This is a genomic window from Geotalea sp. SG265 (assembly GCF_022808985.1).
GTDB lineage: Bacteria > Desulfobacterota > Desulfuromonadia > Geobacterales > Geobacteraceae > Geotalea.
The window spans coordinates 148,339-171,760 of sequence record NZ_JAKZFT010000003.1 but is presented as its reverse complement, the minus strand read 5'-3'; the positions used below and the strand labels follow the sequence as shown (position 1 = coordinate 171,760).

Annotated in this window: 21 protein-coding genes and 4 tRNA genes; 17 read left to right on the top strand and 8 right to left on the bottom strand. The window is 56.5% G+C overall.

Translation table 11 applies throughout. The annotated features are described in order from the left end of the window. Positions 1–232: 232 nt before the first annotated feature. Genes ML541_RS05065 through ML541_RS05035 form a run of 7 tightly spaced genes read left to right on the top strand, consistent with a single transcriptional unit; the run spans position 233 to position 7,659 of the window. Entirely contained in the window at positions 233–1,957 is a 1,725-nt protein-coding gene (locus ML541_RS05065) for a tetratricopeptide repeat protein (RefSeq protein WP_243371366.1), read from the top strand. Then, complete coding sequence (locus tag ML541_RS05060) at positions 1,954–3,573, top strand: peptide-binding protein (RefSeq protein WP_243371365.1); 1,620 nt, start codon at positions 1,954–1,956, stop codon at positions 3,571–3,573. The genes ML541_RS05065 and ML541_RS05060 overlap by 4 nt, the downstream gene beginning before the upstream one ends. Next, positions 3,573–4,562 carry an ABC transporter permease gene (locus tag ML541_RS05055; protein WP_243371363.1) on the top strand — a complete coding sequence of 330 codons (990 nt, stop codon included), beginning with the start codon at positions 3,573–3,575 and terminating at the stop codon, positions 4,560–4,562. The genes ML541_RS05060 and ML541_RS05055 overlap by 1 nt, the downstream gene beginning before the upstream one ends. Next, positions 4,559–5,413: an oligopeptide ABC transporter permease gene (gene opp4C / locus ML541_RS05050; RefSeq protein WP_243371361.1), complete on the top strand. Its 855-nt coding sequence runs from the start codon at positions 4,559–4,561 to the stop codon at positions 5,411–5,413. Before ML541_RS05055 ends, opp4C begins: the two co-directional genes overlap by 4 nt. Positions 5,414–5,439: 26 nt before the next feature. Next, complete coding sequence (locus tag ML541_RS05045) at positions 5,440–5,961, top strand: hypothetical protein (protein ID WP_243371360.1); 522 nt, start codon at positions 5,440–5,442, stop codon at positions 5,959–5,961. 22 nt (positions 5,962–5,983) lie between these two features. Further along, a complete protein-coding gene (locus ML541_RS05040) occupies positions 5,984–6,790 on the top strand; it encodes a M48 family metallopeptidase (RefSeq protein WP_243371358.1) in 807 nt (268 codons plus the stop codon). Next, entirely contained in the window at positions 6,787–7,659 is an 873-nt protein-coding gene (locus ML541_RS05035; RefSeq protein WP_243371356.1) for an ATP-binding protein, read from the top strand. The genes ML541_RS05040 and ML541_RS05035 overlap by 4 nt, the downstream gene beginning before the upstream one ends. On the opposite strand, the gene ML541_RS05030 is transcribed toward ML541_RS05035, so the two are convergent. Then, complete coding sequence (locus ML541_RS05030; RefSeq protein WP_243371354.1) at positions 7,649–9,433, bottom strand: M3 family oligoendopeptidase; 1,785 nt, start codon at positions 9,431–9,433, stop codon at positions 7,649–7,651. The genes ML541_RS05035 and ML541_RS05030 overlap by 11 nt on opposite strands. 139 nt (positions 9,434–9,572) lie before the next feature. On the opposite strand from ML541_RS05030, the gene ML541_RS05025 reads away from it, so the two are divergent. After that, entirely contained in the window at positions 9,573–10,379 is an 807-nt protein-coding gene (locus ML541_RS05025; protein WP_243371352.1) for a metallophosphoesterase, read from the top strand. Between the two features lie 24 nt (positions 10,380–10,403). On the opposite strand, the gene ML541_RS05020 is transcribed toward ML541_RS05025, so the two are convergent. The 6 genes from ML541_RS05020 to ML541_RS04995 form a co-directional block, all read right to left on the bottom strand. Further along, the gene (locus ML541_RS05020; RefSeq protein ID WP_243371351.1) at positions 10,404–11,546 is read right to left on the bottom strand and encodes a general secretion pathway protein GspE; all 1,143 of its coding nucleotides are present in this window, start codon (positions 11,544–11,546) and stop codon (positions 10,404–10,406) included. 32 nt (positions 11,547–11,578) lie between these two features. After that, complete coding sequence (locus ML541_RS05015; protein ID WP_243371350.1) at positions 11,579–11,872, bottom strand: GIY-YIG nuclease family protein; 294 nt, start codon at positions 11,870–11,872, stop codon at positions 11,579–11,581. An 8-nt stretch (positions 11,873–11,880) separates the two neighbouring features. Further along, on the bottom strand, positions 11,881–12,456 hold the full coding sequence (gene rbr, locus ML541_RS05010) for a rubrerythrin (RefSeq protein ID WP_279342358.1): 576 nt from the start codon (positions 12,454–12,456) through the stop codon (positions 11,881–11,883). A 184-nt stretch (positions 12,457–12,640) separates the two neighbouring features. After that, a complete protein-coding gene (locus ML541_RS05005) occupies positions 12,641–13,093 on the bottom strand; it encodes a hypothetical protein (RefSeq protein ID WP_243371349.1) in 453 nt (150 codons plus the stop codon). A 128-nt stretch (positions 13,094–13,221) separates the two neighbouring features. Beyond that, on the bottom strand, positions 13,222–13,836 hold the full coding sequence (locus tag ML541_RS05000; RefSeq protein ID WP_243371348.1) for a CAP domain-containing protein: 615 nt from the start codon (positions 13,834–13,836) through the stop codon (positions 13,222–13,224). A gap of 81 nt (positions 13,837–13,917) precedes the next feature. Then, positions 13,918–16,146: a vitamin B12-dependent ribonucleotide reductase gene (locus ML541_RS04995; RefSeq protein ID WP_243371346.1), complete on the bottom strand. Its 2,229-nt coding sequence runs from the start codon at positions 16,144–16,146 to the stop codon at positions 13,918–13,920. Positions 16,147–16,361: 215 nt separating this feature from the next. Here ML541_RS04995 and ML541_RS04990 point away from each other — a divergent pair, with 215 nt between their 5' ends. The 9 genes from ML541_RS04990 (at position 16,362) to ML541_RS04950 (ending at position 20,905) form a co-directional block, all read left to right on the top strand. Next, entirely contained in the window at positions 16,362–17,420 is a 1,059-nt protein-coding gene (locus tag ML541_RS04990) for a sensor domain-containing diguanylate cyclase (protein WP_243371345.1), read from the top strand. A 19-nt stretch (positions 17,421–17,439) separates the two neighbouring features. Continuing rightward, entirely contained in the window at positions 17,440–18,591 is a 1,152-nt protein-coding gene (locus tag ML541_RS04985) for a right-handed parallel beta-helix repeat-containing protein (protein ID WP_243371343.1), read from the top strand. A 41-nt stretch (positions 18,592–18,632) separates the two neighbouring features. Then, a complete protein-coding gene (rph, locus tag ML541_RS04980; protein WP_243371341.1) occupies positions 18,633–19,349 on the top strand; it encodes a ribonuclease PH in 717 nt (238 codons plus the stop codon). Then, positions 19,346–19,945, top strand: coding sequence for an XTP/dITP diphosphatase (locus ML541_RS04975; RefSeq protein ID WP_243371338.1), 600 nt, complete (start codon positions 19,346–19,348; stop codon positions 19,943–19,945). The genes rph and ML541_RS04975 overlap by 4 nt, the downstream gene beginning before the upstream one ends. A gap of 61 nt (positions 19,946–20,006) precedes the next feature. Beyond that, positions 20,007–20,084, top strand: a tRNA-Pro gene (locus ML541_RS04970). A gap of 5 nt (positions 20,085–20,089) precedes the next feature. Further along, positions 20,090–20,166: transfer RNA gene (locus tag ML541_RS04965), tRNA-Arg, on the top strand. A 12-nt stretch (positions 20,167–20,178) separates the two neighbouring features. Beyond that, positions 20,179–20,254 (top strand) — tRNA-His (locus ML541_RS04960). A gap of 50 nt (positions 20,255–20,304) precedes the next feature. Then, a tRNA-Leu gene (locus ML541_RS04955) sits at positions 20,305–20,389 on the top strand. Between the two features lie 75 nt (positions 20,390–20,464). After that, positions 20,465–20,905, top strand: a complete 441-nt coding sequence (locus ML541_RS04950) for a hypothetical protein (protein ID WP_243371336.1) — start codon at positions 20,465–20,467, stop codon at positions 20,903–20,905. 83 nt (positions 20,906–20,988) lie between these two features. Here the strand turns inward: ML541_RS04950 and ML541_RS04945 are convergent, their stop codons facing one another. Then, positions 20,989–23,259, bottom strand: coding sequence for a Tex family protein (locus ML541_RS04945; RefSeq protein ID WP_243371335.1), 2,271 nt, complete (start codon positions 23,257–23,259; stop codon positions 20,989–20,991). Positions 23,260–23,422 lie beyond the last annotated feature (163 nt).

The following is a 23,422-nucleotide window of genomic DNA, read 5'->3' as shown; positions in this document are numbered from 1 at the left end:
TGAGCCATTGTCAGTCCTTAAGCGTCTGAATTCATTTGCAAATGGTATCACATTAAACCTGCATGGCAACCGGCGGCTCATGATAAAGTTTGTTTGACGCTCCTACCTATTTATGTTAGCTTTTCTACTGCTGTAAGCGCTCCAAGTGCAGCTGGTTTTCAGACCAATCTCCACCCGATTGCCCATTGGTAATATGACCTTATCCCGAGGCTGTTTCGTAACCGGAAACCACATGAAAAAAGCGTTTTACCTTCTCATCCCACTGTTCCTTCTCGTTCTTCCGGGATGTGCCGCCAGTCGCGTCCAAGAACATCCTCCTCTTCAATCCCGGGCTGTTCAGCCGGCATTGGACATCGCCGGATCCCGGGCCAAATACATCTTCTCCATGTCACGCCTCCATCTCCTGGAGGGTGACCTGGACGGCGCTCTGTCGCTACTGCAAGCTGCCGCCGAGGCGGACCCTCAATCAGCCTATATCCATAAGGCCGAGGCGCAGATTTACCTGCAGATGAACCGTTACCAGGATGCCCTGCAGGCCTGCGAAAAGGCCATAAATCTCGATCCAAGCTTTGCCGAGGCCCAGATCCTGGCAGGAAACATCCTGGTGGCCCTGCAACGGGACAAGGACGCCATTCCCTATTACAAAAAGGCCATAGAGCTCGATCCCACCAAGGAAGACATATACCTTCACCTGGCCATTGCTTATGTGAAGACCTTCGAGTATGAAGGGGCCGTCAATACCCTCAAAGCATTGATCAAGGTTTCGCCCGATTCTGCACTTGGGTATTACTACCTGGGCAAGACCTATGATCAGATGAAACTGTCAAACGAAGCCATCAACTACTACAAGAAAGCAGTCGAGCTGAAACCGGATTTCGATCAGGCACTCATAGACCTTGGTATTACCCAGGAAATGCAAGGTTTGACCAAAGAGGCGATCGGTACCTATAAGGAACTGTTGAAGGCAAATCCAGCAAATCATACCGTGGTACAGCATCTGGTTCAGCTCTATATACAACAAAAAGATCTGGAACCCGCCCTGGCCCTTCTGCAGGACCTGGCCAGGAACAACATCGGCGGACAGGAAACCCACCGCAAGCTGGGGCTTATCCTGCTGGAGATGGAGCGGTACGAGGATGCTATTACCGAATTCCGCGACATCCTGCGCCAGGATCCGGAGGCTTATCAGGTCAGATACTACCTGGCATCCACCTATGAGGAGATGGAAGACTTCGAAACGGCCATAGAGGAATTCAGGAAAATACCCTCTTCATCTAGCTATTACTATGACGCTGTCGGCCATCTGGCCTACCTTTACAAGGAACTGGGCCAGGAAGCCAGAGGTATCGATATCCTCAAGGAATCGATCGCTGCGCAACCGGGCAAAATCGAACTCTACCTGAACCTGGCCGGACTCTATGAATCCATGGACCGTTTTGTCGAAGGGTTGCAGGTGCTTTCCGAGGTCGAGGAGAAATTTCCCAATGACCCGCGCCTTAATTTCCGCATGGGTGTGCTATACGACAAGATCGGCAACAAGGATGCTTCCATTGCCCGGATGAAGAAGGTTCTACAGCTGACCCCCAACGATGTGCAGGCATTGAATTACCTGGGGTATACCTATGCCGAGCTGGGAGTCAATCTGGATGAGGCGTTGCAGTATTTGAAGAAGGCCGCCGCACTCCGTCCGGACGACGGCTTCATCATCGACAGCCTGGGGTGGATATATTTCAAGATGAAGCACTACGATCAGGCGGTCTACCAGCTGGAACGGGCTGTGGATCTGGTAGACGGCGGCGACGCCACCGTCATCAGCCATCTGGCCGAGGTCTACTATGCGAAAAAGGAATACCGCAAGGCTCTGGCGGGATTCCGTCGTGCCCTGAAGCTTGAGCCTGACAACAGGGGCATTGCTGAGAAAATCAAAAAAATCATGGTGGAGACCGGTGAAAAATGAAGATCGGCCTGATAGCCTGTCTCTGCCTGTTCGTTATCGCCCTCCTTTCATCCTGCACCGACAAGAAAACACCCACTCCCGCCGCCAGGACCGCCGGTACTCCGGCGTATGGGGATGCGATCGTCATTGGCTCCATTGGTGAGCCTTCCACCCTTGTCCCTATCCTTGCCTCCGACTCCGCTTCCAGCGACGTGTCGGGGCAGATCTACAACGGGCTGGTACGGTACGACAAGAATCTGAAGCTGGAACCGGAGCTGGCCGAATCATGGGATATATCCGCCGATGGGCTGACGATTACCTTCCACTTGCGCAAGGGGGTGACGTGGCACGACGGACAACCTTTCACTTCCCGCGATGTCCTCTATACCTACCGTGTCACCATTGATCCGAAAACCCCCACAGCCTACGCTGAAAATTTCAAACAGGTAAAAAAAGCGGAGGCCCCCGATGCCTACACATTTCGGGTTACCTACAGCAAGCCTTTTGCTCCGGCCCTGGAGTCGTGGAGCCAGGCGATGCTTCCAGCCCACCTGCTGGAAGGGAAGGACATCACTAAAAGCGAACTGGCCCGTCACCCAGTGGGCACCGGACCATACCGGCTCAAGGAATGGATCGCCGGACAGCAGCTGGTCCTGGAATCCAACCATCATTACTTCGAAGGGCGCCCCTGGATCGATCGCTACGTTTACCGCATTATCCCCGACAGCTCCACCATGTACATGGAACTGAAGGCCGGCGGGCTCGATTACATGGGCTTGAGCCCCGTGCAGTACCAGCGGCAGACCAATACACCGGAGTTTCTCTCCCTGTTCAACAAGTACCGCTATCCCGTTTCGGCCTACACCTATCTGGGTTATAACCTGCGCCATCCCCTTTTTCGCGATAAAAGGGTCAGGCAGGCCATTGCATCGGCCATCAATAAGGATGAGATCGTCCAGGGGGTTCTGCTCGGCATGGGACAGGTGGCCCACGGCCCCTATAAACCGGGGACATGGCCTTACAAGGCCGACCTTCGGGATCTTGGCTACAATCCGGAACGGGCGAGAAAGCTTTTGACTGAGGCCGGCTGGAAGGAAAAGAATGCCGCCGGCTTTCTGGTGAAGGATGGCCGCCCTTTTTCCTTTACCATCCTCACCAATCAGGGAAACGACCTGCGTCTGAAGACCGCCCTGATCATCCAGCAGCGCCTGAAGGATGTGGGGATCCAGGTGAAGATCAGGGTGGTGGAGTGGGCCTCGTTTCTGAAGAATTTCATCGACAAGGGAGACTTCGAGGCACTGGTCATGGGCTGGACCATACCCCCGGACCCCGACATCTTTGACGTCTGGCATTCCAGCAAGACCGGCCCCAAAGAGCTCAATTTCATCGGATTCAAAAACAGCGAGGTGGACCGGCTTATCGAGCAGGGGCGGAGCACCTTCGATCTTGCCGAGCGGAAGCGCTGTTACTTCCGCATTCAGGAAATTCTCGCCGATGAGCAGCCCTACACCTTTCTCTATGTGCCCGATGCCCTGCCTGCCGTCAGCGCCCGTTTTCGCGGTATAGAACCGGCACCGGCAGGGATCATGTACAACTTCATCAAGTGGTATGTTCCAAAGGAGGAGCAGCGCTACTGATGGCCTACTATCTCGCAAAACGTCTGTTACTAATGATTCCGCTTCTCATCGGCATTACCGTCATTACCTTCGGCGTCATCCATCTTACGCCGGGTGAACCGGTGGAGATGCAGACGGCCATGAACCCCAAAGTTTCGGCAGAGGCCAGGGACCGTCTGCGCAAGTATTACGAGCTGGACAAGCCGATCCACGTCCAGTACTACCGGTGGGTTTCCCGTCTGGTCCGCCTGGATCTGGGCAAGTCATTCTCTCCCGATGGCCGGCCGGTGGCGGCCAAAATCCGGGAACGGCTCCCCATCACTATAAACCTGAACATCATTTCCCTGATCCTGGAGTTTGCCCTGGCGATTCCCATCGGCGTTATGGCCGCCACCCACCGTAACGGTCCACTGGACCGCTGGACGACCGTCTTCGTCTTTCTCGGCTTCGCCACACCGCTGTTCTGGCTGAGCCTGATCCTCATGTACCTGTTCGGCATCCAGTTTGGCTGGCTCCCCATTTCCGGCCTCCATTCCCTGGGATACGCCACCCATGGCTTCTGGTGGCAGCTGTGGGACCTGGCGAAACATCTGGTTCTGCCGGTAAGCGTCGCCACCTTCGGCAGCCTGGCCGGGCTGTCACGGTACATGCGCAGCGGCATGATCGATACCCTGGGCCAGGACTACATTACCACCGCCCGGGCCAAGGGGCTTTCGGAGCGGGTCGTGGTCTACAAGCATGCCCTGCGTAACGCCCTGCTGCCGGTCATCACCCTGCTTGGGCTTTCGGTCCCCGGACTGATCGGCGGCAGTGTCATCTTCGAGAGCATCTTTTCCATTCCCGGCATGGGACAGCTCTTCTACCAGGGGGTCATGGCCAGGGATTATCCGCTGGTCATGGGCATCCTGGTTATCGGTGCTGTCCTGACCCTTCTGGGCAACCTTCTGGCCGATTTGGGCTATGCCCTGGCTGATCCTCGCATCAGGCACGGCAGGGGAGGGGCGTTATGACCAGGCGGGACAGCTATTTACGGGATGTGGTCTTAAGACGGCTGCGGAGCAACCCCCTTGCCGTTTCGGGCGGAATCGTGGTCCTGGTCATGTTCCTCGTCTCATCTCTGGCGCCGGTGATTACCCCTTACCAGCCGAACACCCTGGATGCCTACCATGTGCTTCTTCCCCCCTCGGCAAGCCACTGGTTCGGCACCGACGATCTTGGGCGCGATGTTTTCAGCCGCATGGTCTATGGCGCCAGGGTTTCACTCAAGGTTGGTTTCGTTGCGGTCGGCATCGCCACGGTCATCGGCACCATCATTGGTCTCATTGCCGGTTACTACGGTGGCTTGGTGGACAGCCTGCTCATGCGCTTCGTGGACATCATGCTCTGCTTTCCCACATTTTTCCTCATTTTGGCCATTGTGACGATCCGTGAGCCCTCCATACTGAACATCATGCTCATCATCGGCTTTACCGGCTGGATGGGGGTTTCCAGGCTGGTGCGGGCGGAGGTCCTTTCCCTGCGCGAACGGGATTTCGTCCAGGCGGCCCGGGCCATGGGCTGTTCGGACCTGCGCATCATTTTCCGACACATTCTGCCCAACGCCATGGGGCCGGTGCTGGTCTATGCCACCTTGGGCATCGCCACGGCCATTCTGACCGAATCCTCCCTCTCTTTTCTCGGTATCGGCGTGCAACCACCCGAGCCCAGCTGGGGCAATATCCTTGCCTCGGGAAAAGAGTTTCTCGAATTCGCCTGGTGGCTTTTTCTCTTTCCGGGGCTGGCCATCACCGTTACCACGCTCTCCTACTACTTGGTGGGTGAGGGGATCAGAGATGCCCTTGACCCGCGCAACGTACGGTGATTAAATAAAAACAATGAGGTGCTGCCATGGCAGAGCGCTGCGATGAGGATTTTGAAACTCTTCGACTGGATAAAAACGACTTCGATCCCGGCACACTGGAGGATGAACTGCGCATTGACGGATTATGCAAGGATCTCCTGCTCCGCTTTTATGAAGAAACCTGTGCCCAGGGAGTTCCTGCGGCAGAAGCGACAGCCCTTGCTTCCTCAGCCGATTATTTCATCCGCGACTTCGTCCTTTCCATCAAACAAATGAACATCTTCAGCGAGCGTCCCGGCATTATCAGGCAGTTTGCCGGGAACTGGTACATCGTCAATACCCTTGAACCCGATGCTGCCGAAATTGAGCGTCATTTACAAGGGATACGGGCCTTTTACCGTTTTCTGCACGGACATGGGCTGATCTCCCTCCATTACCTGCAGACCATGGAGCGGGAGTGCGACGAGCGGGACTTTTACGCGAGCCGCATCGATTCGTTCTGGGATATCCAGGGGGACGGGTATGGAGAATGGGAGCGGCAGTGTTCCCTGAGGGACCAACCACATTAATAGCGAGGGGAGGGTACAGGTCATGAAGAGCTTTCGCATCGTTTTTCTGTCGCTGCTGCTCATGTGCCTGGGGAGCGGCTGTGCCATCAATCCTGAGAAGGTCGGCGGTTTCAACCTCATTTCCGTGGATGAAGAAAAACAGCTGGGGGACAAGTTTGCTGCCGAGATTGAGAAGGAGCAGAAGGTGGTGAACGACCCGGAGGTCCAGGCATACATAAACAGGGTGGGACAAAAGCTTCTGACCGGCGTGGAGAAGGTGGAATTTCCATACACCTTCAAGGTGGTGAAGGATGACAGTATCAATGCCTTCGCCATTCCGGGGGGGCATACCTATGTCAATACCGGTCTCATCAAGGCTGCCGACAATGAGGACGAACTGGCGGCTGTCATGGCCCATGAGATCAATCATGTGGTGGCGCGCCACTCCACCAGGCAACTGACCCAGCAGTACGGTTATTCACTGTTGCTCCAGCTGGTGCTCGGCCAGAACCCCAACATGCTGGCCCAGCTTGCTTCCCAGGTCTTCGGCAAGGCGGGATCATTGTATTACAGCCGCGGCATGGAGAGTCAGGCAGATTACCTGGGGGTTAAAACCATGTACAATGCTGGTTACAACCCTGTCGGCATGGAGAAATTCTTCAAAAAGCTCCAGGCGGAGAGCCAACAGGAACCGGGCAAACTGACCAAGTTTCTCTCCTCTCATCCACTGACTTCGGAGCGCATCCAAAGCGTCGATGCGGAAATCGCCAAGCTTCCCCCCAAGTCCTATCAGCCTTCGCCGACTGAGTCCGAATTCACGAAGATAAAGGCGAAGGTGCAGAAACTGTGACTGAAGAAAAATGGAGGGGGGTGGCAGTACGGCTGGAAAACCTGCTGACGCGGGTTGAAGGTTTGATCGACCGGTTCGATCCCCCGACCGTGCATGAGCCCGAGCTTTTCCACCGTTACCATGCCTTTCGCTGGCAGAGAAACGGCAGCGGCGGCCGGTTGGTCGCCGTTGCCAATCCCCATCTGGCCGATCTGGAAGACCTGGTGGGGATAGATCCGGTTATCCGGGAACTGGTGAGAAATACGGCCCAGTTCGTCGCCGGTTATCCCGCCAATAATGTTCTGCTCTGGGGGGACCGGGGGACCGGCAAGTCGTCATGCGTCAAAGGCCTGTTGAAGCCATATGGCGGGCAGGGATTGCGCCTGGTCGAGATCCAGCGCGGCGATCTGCTCTGTCTGCCGGCCATCATCAACCTGATCCGCACACTTCCCTACCGTTTCATTCTTTTCTGCGACGATCTTTCCTTTGCCGAGGGGGACGCTTCCTACCAGGAACTGAAAACCCTCCTCGACGGGGGAATCGAGGAGCATCCCGCCAACATGCTCATCTACGCCACCTCGAACCGGCGCCACCTGATGCCGGAACGGATGGAAGACAACCTGAACATGGAGATACACCCGGAGGAGGCCGTATCGGACAAGCTTTCCCTGGCCGACCGCTTCGGCATAACCCTGGGTTTTTACCCATTCAACCAGCAAACCTATCTGGCCATCGTCGAGCACTATGCTGCGCGGAGGGGGATAGGGATGGAGCAGGATGAATTGCACCGGGAGGCATTGCGTTGGGCAATGTCCAAAGGACAGCGCTCGGGGCGTTCTGCCCGACAGTTCATCGATGACCTGTCGGGCAGGCTGAAGATCAGGATATAATCAGCGATTTCAGATTCTCCAGCAGGTCGCGCAGGACATCGTAGCCGCTCTGCCAGAAATCGGGGGCAGCCAGGTCGATGCCGGCCGATCTGACGGTGTCCGCCGGCGATTTCGAGCCGCCGCTGGCGAGGATCTCCCGATAGACGGGGATGAAAGCCTCTCCTTGCTCCAGATACCTGCGGTAGAGGGAGAGAACCAGGAGTTCGGCAAAGGTGTAGGAGTAGCAGTAGAAACGGGCGTGGATGAAGTGGGAAATATAGCTCCACCCCCAGCGGTAGGGCTCGATCATTTCCACCGCATCGCCGTAGAGCCGGGTATTTTCCTCCCACCAGAGCTCACAGAGCCGTGTAGCTGTCAGGAGCCCCTCCTGCCGCTCCAGATGCATCCGTTCCTCAAAACGGGTGAGGACATTCTGGCGGAAGGTGGTGGCGATAATGTCCTCGATCTGGGCACAGAGCAGGGCAATCTTCACCTGTGGGTCGCTTTCCTTCTCCAGCAGATGCCGGGTGAGCAGCATTTCGCCGAAGACGGACGCCGTTTCCGCCAGGGGGAGCGGGGCGTGGTAATTGACCATGATCTGGCGCTGGGCCAGGGTGAAATGGATGCCGTGCCCCAGTTCATGGACAATGGTAGCCACATCCCGGAGGTTGCCGGTGAAGTTGAGAAGCACGTACGGGGGAAGGGAGGGGGTCATCCCCATGCAGAAGGCACCGCCGCTTTTTCCTGTCCGTGGCATTGCATCGACCCTCCCTTCGCGGAAAAATCCCGCGGCAATCTCCCGGAAATCGGGGGCAAAGCGCCCATATGCCGCCAGTGCCAGATCGCGCGCCTCTTCCATGGCATATTTCCTGCCGGTCTCTCCGATTGGTGCATAGACATCGGTATTTTTCAGGCGGTCAATCTTCAGCAGTTTTGCCTTGATGCGGAAGTAGTCCTGGGCCAGCGGATAGTTAGCCTCAGAGACGGCCATCAAACGCTCCACTACCTCCGCCGGAATCTCGTTGCCCAGGTTGGTTGGCTCCATGGGATGGCGATAGCTGCGCAGCTCCCGGTCCTGGCCATGGTCGAGGGCAATCGTGTTGAAGACCGATGAAAAGACGATGGCGTTTTCTTCATGGCGCCTGAGAAAGACGGTAAAGGCCCGTTCCCTCACGGCTGCCTGGGGATGATGCAGCAGGCCGAGCAATTCCTCACCCGTGAATTCCTGTTCTTCACCGTCAAGCTCCATCGTATATTTGAATGAGGCCGATACTTCATCAAAGAGGCGGGAAAAGGCTTCGGCGCCGGTGAGGCTTTTTTGCTTGAGCAGGGCCTCCTCCCGCTCCGGCAGCATGTGGGGGCGGAATTTACGCTGGCTTTCCAGATAGTGTCTGTACTCGGCCAATCGCCCATCAGCTGCATACACTGCAAAAGCAGACTCGTCCATTTGGATCAGCTCCAGGTCGAAGAAGAGAATTTCCCGGCTCATTTGATTGCCGAATTCCGCTGCTTTCTGGGAGAGGCGCTTGTTGGTTTCGTCTTCCGAATCGGCGGCAAAGAGCAGATGGGCATAGAGCTGCGGCTTGACGACCAGCTCTTCCAGTGCCTCGTAATGTTTCAGGGCCTGCAGCAAATCTGCCACATCCAGTCTGGCCACCTTGCCGCGATAGCGCTCCCTGAATGCAGCGGCTTCAGCAATTGCTCGTTGGAAATCGGCTTCCAATTCAGCAGAGCCGGGTCCGGGATAAAGGAGAGTCGTATTCCATACCAAAGCATCAGCATTCTTGTTTTCCATGGGTTTCTCCGGTAGAGGGGGATTGATTCCTGTTCGGACAGGTTCAATTGGATGGTAGTGCATGGGGGGGGGGCTGTCAAGAAAGCAGCCGCAGCGAATGCGCCAGATGCGGCAATAAAAAAATAACGTGGAGATGATAATGGGACGACAAAAAACGCTTTTGACCGTACTACTGCTGCTGACACTTGTGCTTTCAGCCTTCAGCCATGCCGGTGCCGCCTCGCTTTTTGAACGATCCGCTGCCGAGCTGGAGACGCGCCTGAAAAAAGCTTCCGCCGACGACTATACCTTCGTTGTCCTCGGCGACAGCCGGGACAACGATGCCGTCTTCAGGAAAGTGCTGGCCAAGGCGGCGGCATATCAGCCGCTTTTCATCCTGCACCTGGGGGATTATTCCAGCACGGGGAGCATCAAGGCGACGGAACAGTTTCTTTCCCTGCTTCTTAAAACTGCTCCCGGTGTACCGGTTTTTGTCGTGCCGGGCAATCACGAAAACATGGAGGTCTTCCTCAACAGAATAGGGCCGCTGCACTTTACCCTGGAAAGCAAGAGGCTAGGGTTGAAGGTCATCGCCCTTGATAATTCCAACTATCAGCTGCAGAAAGGGGAGTTCGATTACCTGCAGGAGCAGCTGCAGGGAAAGCTGGCCACTACCTTCCTCGCCATGCATGTGCCGCCGAAAACGAGCAAGTGGGATTGGCATACCTTCAGCAAAGGTGCTGCGGAACTGGAGAAGCTAATAGCCGGCAGCGGTATTGACGGGATCTTCTTCGCCCATGTCCATCTCTATGCCAGGGAAGAGATCAACGGCATTCCCCATATCATTTCCGGCGGAGCGGGTGCGCCGCTCGTCAGGCTCCGTTTCCCGGGTGAGCCGGTGTATCACTTTGTGGTGGTCAGGGTAAAACGGGGGAAAGCGTCGATGGAGATGGTCAGCGTGGATTGAGTGCAGGACTGGAGAACTCCTGCCTCACAGCATGAGGATCTTCTCCCTGAAGATGAGGATCTCGAAGGCGAGCACGGCCTTGGCCAGAAGCCGGTGCAGTTCGACGAACTTTTCACCCAGATCGGTCTCTCCCCCATCCACATAGAGGACCATGACTACACGACCGGAGACGATCAGGGGGAGCATCAGGGCGGCAGCGGGTCTGTCGCCTCCCATGCCGTTGATCATTATCATGTTCTCGGCGGTTTCGGGGATGGAGCCCAGGTAATAGGCCATACCATCGGTCACCGTTTTCAGCACCGACTGTCCCATGAAGGGGACTACCAACTTGCCGAAGTCATGGATTTCCTGGCCCCGGTGGACGCCTCTCCAGCCGAAGGCCGCGTCCCCCCTGATGACGAACAGAGCAACTCGCCTGAACTCCTGGCTCAGGTATCCCACCAGGATATCGGCAATTTCTTCACGGTCATCAACCTTGGCCAGGGTCTGTGAAACCAGGTCGATGGAGTAATGGCCCACCCGCCGCACCAACTCCTCGCTGTCGACAATTTCAACTTCCTCCAGATGCTCTTCCCCAGTTAGAGAGAGAGCGGTCTTTGCGGCAGGCTCGGGGGGCGCCACAGGTTTATGTTCCATGGCCGGAGCAGCAGCCGGCTCTGCCAACGGCTTGGATTGAGGCTTTTCGGCCGACTTCTCCTGCTCGATCCTTTGCAAAATATGTTGATAGCGCTGGTCCACCTCATAGTTGTAGTATTTACCCAGTGCCTGAACCAGGCGAACCTCTGGAGCCGCAACCGGATTGATGATGTAGCCGGTCATGAAGGAGATGTCGTCGATGGCTTTTAGGTCGGCCGGATCGGACATGACCATGTACAGGCGTTTCTTGTCACGGTGGATGGGGATGACGCCGTACCGCAGGGCCAGTTCCTTCGGTATCAGGGCGATGGTTTCGGATGGGATGTTAAGCAGCCGCTCGGCACCAACATAGGGGACCGCCAGTTTCTTGCCCAGGAACCGGGCGAGGTCATCTTCTTTGACATAGCCCAGCTCAATGAGGCTGGTGCCGATCTTTCCGCCATAGAGAACGCGGTTTTTCAGGGCTTCTTCGAACTGGTCCCTATTGATGATTCCGGCGTTGAGCAGCATGTCCAAAAGTGTGATGCCCATGGTGTCCTCCACGAAAAAACAGTCCGGACGTGTCAACCCTTATTGCAGAACCTCATGGTAAGAGGGGGCTGCTGCAGGATTAACCGGATTTTCTCGGCCCGCGTCAGGCGCTTGATTTCAATTTCTCTTTTGCCGGCGCTGCTTCTGGAATGCCCCGACTCCACATAAACCAGTTTCTCGGGGGTATGAAGGCGGAAATACTTCGCCCCCCGTTTTCCTGCATGATCGGCGAATCTTCGTTCCACATCGGTGGTAATTCCGGTATAGAAGGAGCTGTCCGAACATTGGATCACATAGACATGCCACTGAGTGGTGCCAGTGTCCACTGCTACGGCTACCAGTTCTCACCCAGAAGCTCGAAGTGCGCCTGGGGATGATTGCACGCTGGGCATTTGTCGGGGGCGTCGGTGGCGTTTTCGTGGATGTAGCCGCAGTTGCGGCAGCGCCAGACCACAGGACGGTCCTTTTTGAAGACGGTGTTGTTAGCGATGTTCGCCTTCAGGGCCAGGTAGCGCTTCTCGTGCTGCTTTTCCGCAACGGCAATGGCCATGAAAATGTCGGCAATCTCGGGGAATCCCTCTTCCCGGGCCACTTTGGCAAAGCCGGGATACATCTGGGTGTGCTCGTAATTTTCGCCCCCCGCCGCTTCTCCCAGGTTTTCCAGGGTGGTGCCGATTACCCCGGCAGGAAACGCGGCCGTTATCTGGACCTCTCCCCCTTCCAGAAGCTTGAAGAGGCGTTTTGCATGCTCTTTTTCCTGGTTTGCCGTTTCTTCGAAGATGTCGGCAATCTGGACGAAGCCTTCATTTTTCGCCTTGGATGCAAAGTAGGTGTAACGGTTGCGTGCCTGGCTTTCGCCGCAAAAAGCGGTAAGGATGTTCTTTTCCGTTTGGGTACCTTTGATGGACATGATCACCTTCCTCCTTCGCATAAGATCGCTGCATTGTAGCACAACGGCTGCCGAATTCAACGGTAGTGGTCGTGGCGGCAGCTTCTTTTTCCTGCTGAATTTGCATTTGGGGTGAGAAAGAATCTATAGGGCGGGGTCATGCGGTGGGGCCGGGCATGGCGCCCGGTCCCACCTGTTGGCGACACTACTTGTTGTGACCTCTACCTTTACCTTTGCCGTGGCTTCTACCCTGGTCAGGAGCGCCACCTCCGGGGGCACCGGTGAAGGAGAGATTGCCGCTCTTCAGGGCATGGAATTCGGGTGAACCGGGTTTTATCCCCAGTTCCTTGGCCATCACGCCCCATCCTTTGCTCTTTTTGGCCTTATATGTCTGGAGAACCGTATCCGGGTTTGCATGGGCCATCTGGCCCAATTGCAGGACCATGAAGGCGTCGGCAGGAGCCGCTACCGTCCTGACGATCTGCTCAACCTGGGGGACCGGCACGCCGAACTGGGCGCCCAGCTTGACGTTGAATGCCCCCAGGTCAGCCCTGGCCTGTACGTTGAGGCTGGACAGGAAGTCGTCCAGTCCTGCGTGGGCCACGGCAGCCACGCCGGTGACGAGAAGGAAGAGCGTTGCTACGACAGTCTTTTTCATTGCGTTACCTCCCGATGAAAATGATAGCCGAATCCTTCGGGATCAGGCTGACCTCTGTATACACCCAAAGCTTTTCGACACCAAAGGGAAAATCTTAAGTACCTTTTAAGAAATGACTGACTGTAGCCCTACTCTGAAAAATCGCCGGCAAAATCCATGGCACACATGGATCGAAAAACCGGGTGTTCACCGCAGGCTGCTCCCACCATGGTGAATTTGCGGTCAAAAATATTCTTCCGGTGCCCCCGGTCAGGCACGCCATCGTCGATGATTAGCTGCATGACAATCAGGCGCGCTTCTGCGGGGCCATAGCCTATGTTCTCGCCGATTTTCCCGGACCATCGGCCATGGCGTTCGATCCGTTCCTTCATGTTTCCGCTCCTGGCGTTGTGACCGGTGCTGCCCGTTTCTTCCTGCTCTTTCACCAGATCTGACGCTGCAGACGCCAGCCCATCGGACCATTTGAGCGGCGGGAGCGGCTTGACGCGGGAAAGGAAGCGTATGGCCTCGTCCACCGCCTTGGTTCCTTCCATTGTAACTACCTGGGTGCGGCGGTCAGGGCGGTAATTTTTACCGTGGAACTTCCGGCGCAACTGTTCCAGATGTGAAACATAACCTTTCGGATTGGTCCTGGCCAGGTTCAGTTCCGAAAGCACCCCGCGTGCAATGGGTGCCCCCAAGGCAGGGACAGCGGTGAGAAGTGCCGCGGCGATAAGAAAATATGCAGCAAGTCTGACTGTCAAGGCAGCTCCTGGTCATGCAGATAATAACAAAGCAAAAAGGCCCGCTTCGCAGCAGGCCTTTGTTGGTGGTCTTTCAATCCATCATGCGCATTCGCTGTAGCCGCAGACCCGGCAGACGGCGCATCCCCCTTCGTGCTCGACGATGCCGCCGCATTCGGGGCAGGCACCCCGGTCAAAGGCGGCCTGCTCGATGCCCATGTCGATGCCGCTCTCCTGCATGTGCGCCTGAATCGCCTTGGCAACGGCATCGGCGCAGGAGAGGACCTTGTTGTCGCCGAAACCGGCCGGGCAGTGGCAGGAGATACCCAATAGCTGCTTGATGACTTGGCGGGCCTGGATTCCGCTACGCCAAGCCAGTGATACCATGCGGCCGATGGCCTCGCTCTGGGAAGCGGCACATCCGCCGGCCTTGCCCATGGTGGTGAAGAGTTCGAAGAGCCCCGACTTGTCCTCGTTGACCGTCACGTAGAGCGGGCCACAACCGGTCTGCATCTGGTAGGTCCAACCCTTGAGCGCCTTGGGCCGCTCGCGCTTGTGGGACCGTTTTTCTTCGGCGACCGGCAGTGTTTTAGGCGCTTCCTCCTTTTTGCCGGTGGAAAGCACCTGCTCATCCCTGGAGCCGTCGCGATAGATGGTTACCCCTTTGCAGTTGGTCTCATAGGCGAGACGATAGACCTTTTCCACATCGTCGATTGTTGCCGTATTGGGGAAGTTGACCGTTTTACTGACGGCATTGTCCGTATGCTTCTGGAAGGCGGCCTGCATGGTGATGTGCACTTCCGGCGTGATGTCGTGGGCGGTGACGAACACATTCTGCACATTCTCCGGCACTTCCGCGATATCGTGGACGGTACCGTGTTCGGCGATCTTCTGCATCAGTTCTTCCGAATAGAAACCTTCTTTTTTGGCAATCTCCTCGAAGATCGGGTTTACCTCGATCAGGATATTCTTGTCCATTACCTGGCGGATGAAGGATACGGCAAAGAGCGGTTCCACCCCCGATGAGGCGTTGGCGATGATGGAGATGGTGCCGGTGGGGGCGATGGTGGTGATGGTGGCGTTGCGGATAGGCTCGCTGCCCGGCTTGTCATAGATGGAACCCTTGAAGTTGGGGAAGGGGCCACGGACCTTGGCCAGCTGCACGGAGGCAGCATGTCCCTCGTCGTTGATGAACTTCATGACCTTTTCACCAAGCTCGATGGCTTCCTGAGAGTTGTAGGGGATGCCGAGCAGGATCAGCATGTCGGCCCAGCCCATGACACCGAGGCCGATCTTCCTGTTTGCACGGGTCATGGCATCGATCTGCTCCAGCGGGTAATTGTTCACCTCGATGACGTTGTCCAGGAAGTTCACCGCCAACTGGACGACTTCCTTGAGGCGCTGCCAGTTCATTTCACCGTTTTCCACCATCTTGCCCAGATTTATGGACCCCAGGTTGCACGATTCGTACGGCAGCAGCGGTTGTTCGCCGCAGGGGTTGGTGGATTCGATCTGGCCGATGTGCGGGGTTGGGTTGTCCTTGTTAAGCCGGTCGATGAAGATGATGCCCGGTTCGCCGTTTTCCCAGGCTTGCTTGACGATCCGGTTGAAGACCTTGCGGGCGTTGAGGCTGCCGGCTATTTCGCCGCTGCGGGGGTTGATCAGGTTATACTCCCGATCGGCATCCACCGCCTTCATGAATGCTTCCGTGAGACCGACGGAGATGTTGAAGTTGTTCAGCTGCTTCTGGTCGGCCTTGCACATGATGAAATCCATGATGTCCGGATGATCGACCCGCAGAATGCCCATATTTGCGCCGCGCCGCGTACCCCCTTGCTTGATGGTTTCGGTGGCCACATCGAAAACCCGCATGAAGGAGAGGGGACCGCTGGAAATGCCGGTAGTGGACATGACCATGTCGTTGGCCGGGCGCAGGCGTGAGAAGGAAAAGCCGGTGCCGCCGCCCGACTTGTGGATCAGGGCGGTATATTTGACCGCATCGAAGATCTCGTCCATGGAGTCGCCGACCGGCAAGACGAAACAGGCGGAAAGCTGCCCCAGTTCACGTCCTGCGTTCATCAGGGTGGGAGAATTGGGGAGAAATTCGAAAGATGTCATGATCTGGAAGAATTTATCTGCAAGGGCCGCCACGTCGACCTTTTTATCGAAACGTGCATCTGCAGCGGCAATGGCTTCGGCAACTCTGCGAAACATATCGACGGGAGATTCCAGTACCTTACCGTCCTTATCCCTTTTCAGATAGCGCTTTTCCAGGACGGTGACGGCATTTTTCGATAAACCGGGAATACTTCCCTTCGTTGTTTTTTTCATGTGTCTCTTCTCCCTGATAATATAATAGTATTTCAAAAACGACACTACATTTAGTGTGACGGCATGAAATAAACCACAACATATATGGCCTGTCAAGCACATTTCGTAAGAGTTTGATTCGCCGTCAAAAGTGCCGGAGGAGGGCAGCGTTCTGATTTACAAGGCAGGCGAATTGTGCTATCAGTTACCGATTATTTAATTTTTATGGAGCAGGTATGGCGGCGAGGGATATGGAGCGAGAGGCGCTGGAGGCGCAAGTCAAGGCGCTGAAAGAACTGATAGAGGTAGCAAAGGCTGTGGTCTCCACCCTGGATCTGGATACGGTACTGCAGGCTATCCTGACGAGCGCCATGCATTTCGCCGAGACTCCGGCCGGCAGCATCGGCCTTTACGATGAAGCAAAGCAGGAACTGTCTTTACATGCCCACTCCGGACTCACTGCCGACTTCATCAAAAAGGAACGCTGGGATGTGTCTTCGGGGGGGTTGACCGAACAGGTCCTCAAGGCCCGGGAGATATTTTTCGTTGAAAACACGGCTACCGCCAATTTTGCCCAGAATCCCATTATGGTCAAGGAGGGAATCCAGTCGCTGGTCTGCGTCCCCCTGGTGTTCAGCGACCGGGTCATGGGGGTCCTGTATCTGGATGATTTCGTTCCCCGCGTTTTCGACCGGGAGCGGATGAACCTTCTCTCAGTGCTTTCTTCTTTTGCCGCCATGGCCATTTACAACGCAAAGCTGCATAACAGGACAAAGCTGCTCGCTATTACCGATGCCCTGACCGGCCTCTACAATCACCGTCACTTTCACCAGATATTCAGCACTGAAATGGGCAGATGTAAACGGTATCATAAGGACCTTTCCATCATCATGCTCGATGTGGATGACTTCAAAAAATTCAACGACAATTTCGGTCACTCCACAGGCGATCTGATCCTGTCTACAATTGGCGAGCTTATAGGGGGAACCCTCCGGGGGGTCGATTATGCTTTTCGCTATGGCGGAGAAGAATTCATCGTCCTTCTGCCTGAAACGCGCCTTGAGCAGGCGGTCCAGGTTGCGGAACGGCTCCGGCAGATAATCGAGACTGAGACCAAGTCAAAATTCATCACCCATGCCGGACGAGGGGTCACGGTCAGTGTGGGGGTCGCCTCATATCCAGTGGATGCGGATAATAAGGACAAACTGTTCGAAAAGGTGGATACACTCCTGTACCAAGCCAAGGTATTCGGCAAGAACAAGGTTTACTACAGTGGGGAGGAGGCGGCGGTTTAAATGCCGACGTCGTGCCGTCATGGTTTTCATCACCAATAGATTCAGCAGGCGGGCCGCTGCAGCAGGATTTGCCCTCTTTGCAGCACTCGCCTTTACAGAAACCGCAGGGGTGGCCGACACCGGCCTTCCCACGACGGAGGGCTCGCGTCGCGTACTGTCCCCGGCTGCCGATAATACCTATAAGAACCGGACCATAACCGAAGACACGACCTGGAAGGGTACGGTGCTTGTGGAAGGTGGGCTGGTTCTTGCTTCCCAGGCGACACTTACCATAGAGCCCGGGACGACGGTTATTTTTGCGCCGTCATCTTCCGGAGAAAAGGCGGTCTTTCTGGTCCACGGCAGAATTCAGGCTCTGGGAGGGGCGGACAAGCCGGTTGTCTTTACCTCGTCGTTTGCCGAACCGTCAAAGGGCGACTGGCAGGGAATCGTCATCATGGCCAGTGAGAAGAAGAATTCCCTGGAAAACTGCCGGATAACAGGTGCTGAAGCGGGAGTGGAGGCGCTCTTTTCGCGGGTAACCTTGAGGAACGTCAACTTTACCGCCTGCGGCACCGGTGCCAGAATTCAGGACTGTATGGCGGTCATGGTCGGCGGCGGGGCCACCGGCTGCGGCATCGGCCTGAATTTGCTGGACACCGAGGCCGACGTACGTGATGCCGTCTTTTCAGAGAATGGCCAAGCCATCCTTTCCCAACAGTCTTCCCTCTACCTGGGGGGGGCCACAATTTCCGGCAACAGTCTTGAGGGGATCAAAATCCAGGGGGGGCGCATCAGGATTGTCGGCAACAGTATCAGTGACAACGGCAGCGGCATGACCCTCATGGAATGCGAAGGCACTCTTTCGGGCAATAAAATCCTCAAGAACAGCGACGTCGGGGTATCCCTGGCAAAAGCCAGGGTCAAAGCGACCGGCAACGATATCTCCGGTAACGGCAAGGTGGGACTGAGGGTGGAGGATGGCAAGGGGGCTGCCTGGGGCAACACTCTTGCCGACAACGGCGACTACGACCTCTATAATGGGGGAACGGAAGATTTCAAGGCAATGGGCAACTGGTGGGGAGATACGCCCGCAATAGAGAGGCGCATCTATGACAAGAGGAGCGATTCATCGGTGGGCAGAGTACTTTATGTGCCGGTTCTCCAGGCCAAACCCCAAGCCGACCTGTAGGTCGTAACTTTTGATTACAATATTTTTTCCGAGGGAGAATCATGCGCTTTGACGGCCGGGGGGCGGGAAGCCTCAGAGATGTCCACATAACACGCAACTATCTGAAGCACGCGGAAGGATCGGTGCTGGTGGAATTCGGAGACACCAAAGTTATCTGCACTGCGTCCGTAGAGGCTTCGGTCCCGCCGTTTCTGCGCGGCAAGGGAACGGGCTGGGTGACGGCCGAGTATTCCATGCTCCCCAGGGCTACCCACAGCCGCTCGCCACGGGAGGCGGCCAAAGGAAAGCTGGGGGGACGGACCCACGAGATTCAGCGGCTGATCGGCCGCTCCTTGCGGGCGGTGGTGGATATGACTCTCCTGGGAGAGCGAAGCATCATCATCGATTGTGACGTCATCCAGGCCGACGGGGGCACCCGCACCGCTTCCATAACGGGGGCCTACGTGGCGCTCTGCGATGCTCTGCAGGGGCTGGTGGCAAAGGGGGAGTTGTCTTCCCTGCCAATCCGTGAGGCCGTTGCCGCCGTCAGTGTCGGCATCGTCGGCGGAGAGGCCGTCCTCGACCTCAATTACGTGGAGGATTCCGCTGCCGAAGTCGATATGAACTTCGTCATGACCGATTCCAACCGTTTTGTAGAGATCCAGGGCACTGCCGAGGCTGAACCCTTCACCATCGAGCAGATGGAAGCCATGCGCACCCTCGCCATGGGCGGCATCAGGCAATTGTTCCAGATCCAGCAGGCAGTGCTGGCCCCATGAAAGAGCTGGTCGTCGCCACCGGCAACAAGGGAAAGCTGCGGGAAATCGAGGAGCTGCTGCGAGGAGATGTGGAAAAACTTCTTTCGCCGCGGGATTTCTCCTCTTTTCCAGTTGTCGACGAGGACGGGCTGACCTTCACAGACAATGCGGTTAAAAAAGCTATGGCTGCTGCAGTGGCGACCGGCAAGCCGGTCATAGCAGACGACTCGGGGCTGGTTGTCGATGCCCTGGAGGGGCGTCCCGGCGTCTATTCCGCCCGGTTCGCCGGGGAAGGGGCCGGCGACTGGGAAAACAACGAGAAATTGCTCCGGGAATTGGCTCGGATTCCTTCGGCGGAGCGCTCGGCCGCCTTTCATTGTGTGGTTGCCCTCTGCTTCCCCGACGGGACCTGCCGTACCTTTGAAGGACAGTTGCGGGGCATGATTATCGACACTCTGCGGGGGAGTGAAGGGTTCGGCTATGATCCCTTATTCCTTGTACCCGAGTACGGGCTCACCCTGGCCGAACTTCCCTTGGAAATAAAGAACAGGATCAGCCATCGGGGCAAAGCACTTGCGGACCTGAAGAAATTCCTCATGTCGTCCAGGCCCCGATGAATTCTGTGCGAAAAAAGCCTTGCAGGTGTCCCGATCCTGTGCTATAAAGTTTGTCTTCGATCGGGGTGTAGCGCAGCCTGGCTAGCGCACCTGCCTTGGGAGCAGGGGGTCGGAGGTTCGAATCCTCTCACCCCGACCACTTGTGCGCCTGTGGCTCAGTTGGATAGAGCAACGGACTTCTAATCCGTAGGTCAGAGGTTCGAATCCTCTCAGGCGCGCCATTTACCCATATGGTGGCTATGGTGAAGCGGTTAACACAAACGACTGTGACTCGTTCATACGTGGGTTCGAATCCCACTAGCCACCCCAACTAAATCGAAGCCCCGTCGCAAGCGGGGCTTATTGTTACCTGCAGACAAGCGAGATTGGCGGAATTGGCAGACGCACCAGACTTAGGATCTGGCGGGGTGACCCGTGGGAGTTCAAGTCTCCCATCTCGCACCATTTAAGCAATCTGAGAGGTTTGACCGAAACGGCCAAACCTTTTTTCATGGGCAAAAAAACCGCAAGAGGATGAAGATGACAGGAAGAGTATTGGCTGCAGGCAGTGAGATAGATTCCATGTGTACACGATGCAAGGCCGTGTATAACCATACGATTATCGCCATGGTAGGGGGACGTGTCGCACGGGTGAAATGCAACACCTGCGGCAGCGAACATAATCATCGTCCCGAGAAACCGAAGGAAGAAACCAGGGTGCGAAGGACCACCTCGGGAGTTGCTCAGGCGCCCCGGCCGAAGCTGAGAAAGGATGCCGGTGATATGGACCGTGAAGAGTGGGAACGGCTTTTTCACACCAAGGATACCGGAAAGGCGATCTCATACGATATGAACGGCTCTTTCAAGGTGGACGACCTGGTGGATCACCCTGTTTTCGGCTTCGGCGTGGTTTGTTCACGCCAGCAGGGGAAGATCGAGGTGCTCTTCAACGTGGGCAGGAAGCTGCTCCGCTGCAAATAACCTAGCGAGGCATAAAGACAAAAGGCGCAAATGGCCTGGGTATCCAGGCCGTTTGCGCCTTTTTATTGTGCTGCTTTTAGATTCTACTTGCGGACGCGGAATCCTGCCCTTTCCCAGGCGCTCCGGTCGTCAGCCCCTTTGTTTTTTCCTGTTGCAGGGCTGGTCTCCGCTTTCTTCCGTTCTCCGCCCGTTTCAGCTTCCTTTATGGACAGGGAAATTCGCTTCCGTTGCAGGTCTACGGCAAGCACCTTCACTTTGACGATCTCTCCCACCTTGACCGCCTCGCTTGCCTCCCTGACAAAACGCCGGGAGAGGTGGCTGACATGGACGAGCCCGTCCTGGTGGACGCCGATGTCCACAAAGGCACCGAAGGCGGCCACATTGGTCACCGTTCCCTGGAGGATCATTCCTTCCTGCAGGTCGTTGATTGTGGTGACGTCGTCGCGCAGGGTGGCCGTTTCGAACCTGGCCCTCGGGTCCCGCCCCGGCTTTTTCAATTCCTCCACTATATCCCTCAGGGTCGGCAGTCCTACCTGCTCGGTCACGTAGCGCTTCAGGTCGATCCTTCCCACTAGCGAGGGCTCCTTCACCAGTTCGGCAACGGTCGTGGAAAGATCGTTGGCCATGGTTGCCACCAGGGCATAGTTTTCCGGGTGGACGGCGGTGTTGTCCAGTGGATCCTCCCCATTTCTGATGCGAAGGAATCCTGCTGCCTGCTCGAAGGTTTTCGGGCCGAAACGGCTGACCTTGAGCAGTGTCTGACGGGAAGCAAAGGGACCGTTTTGGTCGCGGTGGCTGGTGATGGCCCTGGCCTGGGTTTCGTTTAGACCGGAGACATAGGAAAGGAGCGCCCAGGAAGCGGTGTTCAGATCGACACCGACGAAGTTGACGCAGGATTCCACCACCGCATCCAGTGCCTTTTGCAGGGCATTCTGGTTCACATCATGCTGGTACTGGCCTACTCCGATGCTTTTCGGATCGATCTTGACCAGTTCGGCCAAGGGATCCTGGAGGCGCCTGGCGATGGAGATGGCCCCTCGCACCGTCAGATCCAGATCGGGGAATTCCTCCCGGGCGATGTCCGAGGCGGAATAGACGCTGGCTCCTGCCTCGTTGACCACCACCACCGGCAGCCGCAGCCCTGCTTCTCCCACGGTCTGTCTGACGAAAAGCTCCATCTCCCGGCCGGCAGTGCCGTTGCCGATTGCCACCAGCTCGCTTTGGTGGCTGGAAATCATGCGCAGCAGCTCTTTTTTTGCCGGCTCCACATTGCCGCTTCCCGTGTGGGGGTAGATGGTGCAGTGGCCGAGAAAGCGGCCCGTTTCATCCACCGCCGCCAGCTTCGAGCCGGTCCGCAGCCCCGGATCGATCCCCAGCACCCGTTTGCTTCCGGCGGGGGGAAGTAGGAGCAGGTTCTTCAGGTTTTCGGCAAAGACGGCAATGGCCGCTTCATCGGCGCGGGTCTTCGAATCCAGCCGCAATTCCACTTCGATGGAGGGGGCGATCAGACGACGGTAGGCATCTTCGGCAATGCTTTCCAGAAGCGGGCGGAAGATGCTGTCCCCCTTGATCAGGCGGGATTTCAGTCCGGCCAGGATTTCCTCTACCGGAGCGATGATGGAGAGGAAGAGAAACTCCTCCTTTTCTCCCCGGCGCATGGCCAGCATGCGGTGCGATGGAATGGACTTCAAGGGCTCCTGGTAATCGTAGTACATCTCGAATTTGCTGACCGTCTCCTTCTTCTCCGGTGCCACCCTGGACGAAAAGATTCCCTGCTCCGCGGAAACGCGCCGGACAAAAGCTCGTGCATCGGCATCCTCGCTGAGTCGCTCGGCAAGAATATGCCCCGCCCCTTCCAGGGCGGCGGCCGCGTCGGGCACTTCCTTCCCGGGGTCTATGAACGGCGTTGCCGCCTCTTCGGGGGTGCCGGCAACAAGTTCCTGGGCAGCGACCACATCCGCCAGCGGTTCCAGCCCCCGCTCTTTGGCGATTGTTGCCTTGGTGCGCCGTTTTGGCTTGTAGGGGAGATAGAGGTCTTCCAGTTCCGTCTTCGTCCTGGTCTGCTCAATGCGGATCTGCAGTTCCGCCGTCAGTTTCCCCTGCTCGCCGATGGTTTTGAGGACGGTACCTTTCCGTTCTTCCAACTCGGTCTGGTAGGTGAGTTGGTCTTCGATCTGGCGGATCTGCACCTCGTCCAGCTCAAAGGTCAGCTCCTTCCGGTAACGGGCAATGAAGGGGACGGTCGCTCCCTCCTGGAGAAGAGTAACCGTGTTGGCCACCTGCTTGGGGGCGAGTCCAGTTTCCTCGACAATTACCCCTAAAATTCGTGCCAGCTGCTGGTCTGTCAGTGTCATATCTGATTTCCTTCCGGTTATGAATCTGGATACCTTTGTGAAAAGGCAAAATTGATACACGTTTTATCGGAACCGGGCAAGCAAAAATTATTTCATCCCGGCAGCGCCCGGTGAAGGAAAACCGCCAGAAAACAGCGCCGTCGTTGACTTTCCTCCCTTTATC

Coding starts and splice junctions, on each gene's coding strand:
- ML541_RS04985 (WP_243371343.1), top strand. CDS start 17,440: ATGGTTTTCATCACCAATAGATTCAGCAGGCGGGCCGCTGCAGCAGGA.
- ML541_RS04975 (WP_243371338.1), top strand. CDS start 19,346: ATGAAAGAGCTGGTCGTCGCCACCGGCAACAAGGGAAAGCTGCGGGAA.
- ML541_RS05040 (WP_243371358.1), top strand. CDS start 5,984: ATGAAGAGCTTTCGCATCGTTTTTCTGTCGCTGCTGCTCATGTGCCTG.
- opp4C (WP_243371361.1), top strand. CDS start 4,559: ATGACCAGGCGGGACAGCTATTTACGGGATGTGGTCTTAAGACGGCTG.
- ML541_RS04995 (WP_243371346.1), bottom strand. CDS start 16,146: ATGAAAAAAACAACGAAGGGAAGTATTCCCGGTTTATCGAAAAATGCC.
- ML541_RS04950 (WP_243371336.1), top strand. CDS start 20,465: ATGACAGGAAGAGTATTGGCTGCAGGCAGTGAGATAGATTCCATGTGT.
- ML541_RS05005 (WP_243371349.1), bottom strand. CDS start 13,093: ATGAAAAAGACTGTCGTAGCAACGCTCTTCCTTCTCGTCACCGGCGTG.
- ML541_RS05030 (WP_243371354.1), bottom strand. CDS start 9,433: ATGGAAAACAAGAATGCTGATGCTTTGGTATGGAATACGACTCTCCTT.
- ML541_RS05025 (WP_243371352.1), top strand. CDS start 9,573: ATGGGACGACAAAAAACGCTTTTGACCGTACTACTGCTGCTGACACTT.
- ML541_RS05045 (WP_243371360.1), top strand. CDS start 5,440: ATGGCAGAGCGCTGCGATGAGGATTTTGAAACTCTTCGACTGGATAAA.
- ML541_RS04945 (WP_243371335.1), bottom strand. CDS start 23,259: ATGACACTGACAGACCAGCAGCTGGCACGAATTTTAGGGGTAATTGTC.
- ML541_RS05055 (WP_243371363.1), top strand. CDS start 3,573: ATGGCCTACTATCTCGCAAAACGTCTGTTACTAATGATTCCGCTTCTC.
- ML541_RS05020 (WP_243371351.1), bottom strand. CDS start 11,546: ATGGGCATCACACTTTTGGACATGCTGCTCAACGCCGGAATCATCAAT.
- ML541_RS05060 (WP_243371365.1), top strand. CDS start 1,954: ATGAAGATCGGCCTGATAGCCTGTCTCTGCCTGTTCGTTATCGCCCTC.
- rbr (WP_279342358.1), bottom strand. CDS start 12,456: ATGTCCATCAAAGGTACCCAAACGGAAAAGAACATCCTTACCGCTTTT.
- ML541_RS05065 (WP_243371366.1), top strand. CDS start 233: ATGAAAAAAGCGTTTTACCTTCTCATCCCACTGTTCCTTCTCGTTCTT.
- ML541_RS04990 (WP_243371345.1), top strand. CDS start 16,362: ATGGCGGCGAGGGATATGGAGCGAGAGGCGCTGGAGGCGCAAGTCAAG.
- rph (WP_243371341.1), top strand. CDS start 18,633: ATGCGCTTTGACGGCCGGGGGGCGGGAAGCCTCAGAGATGTCCACATA.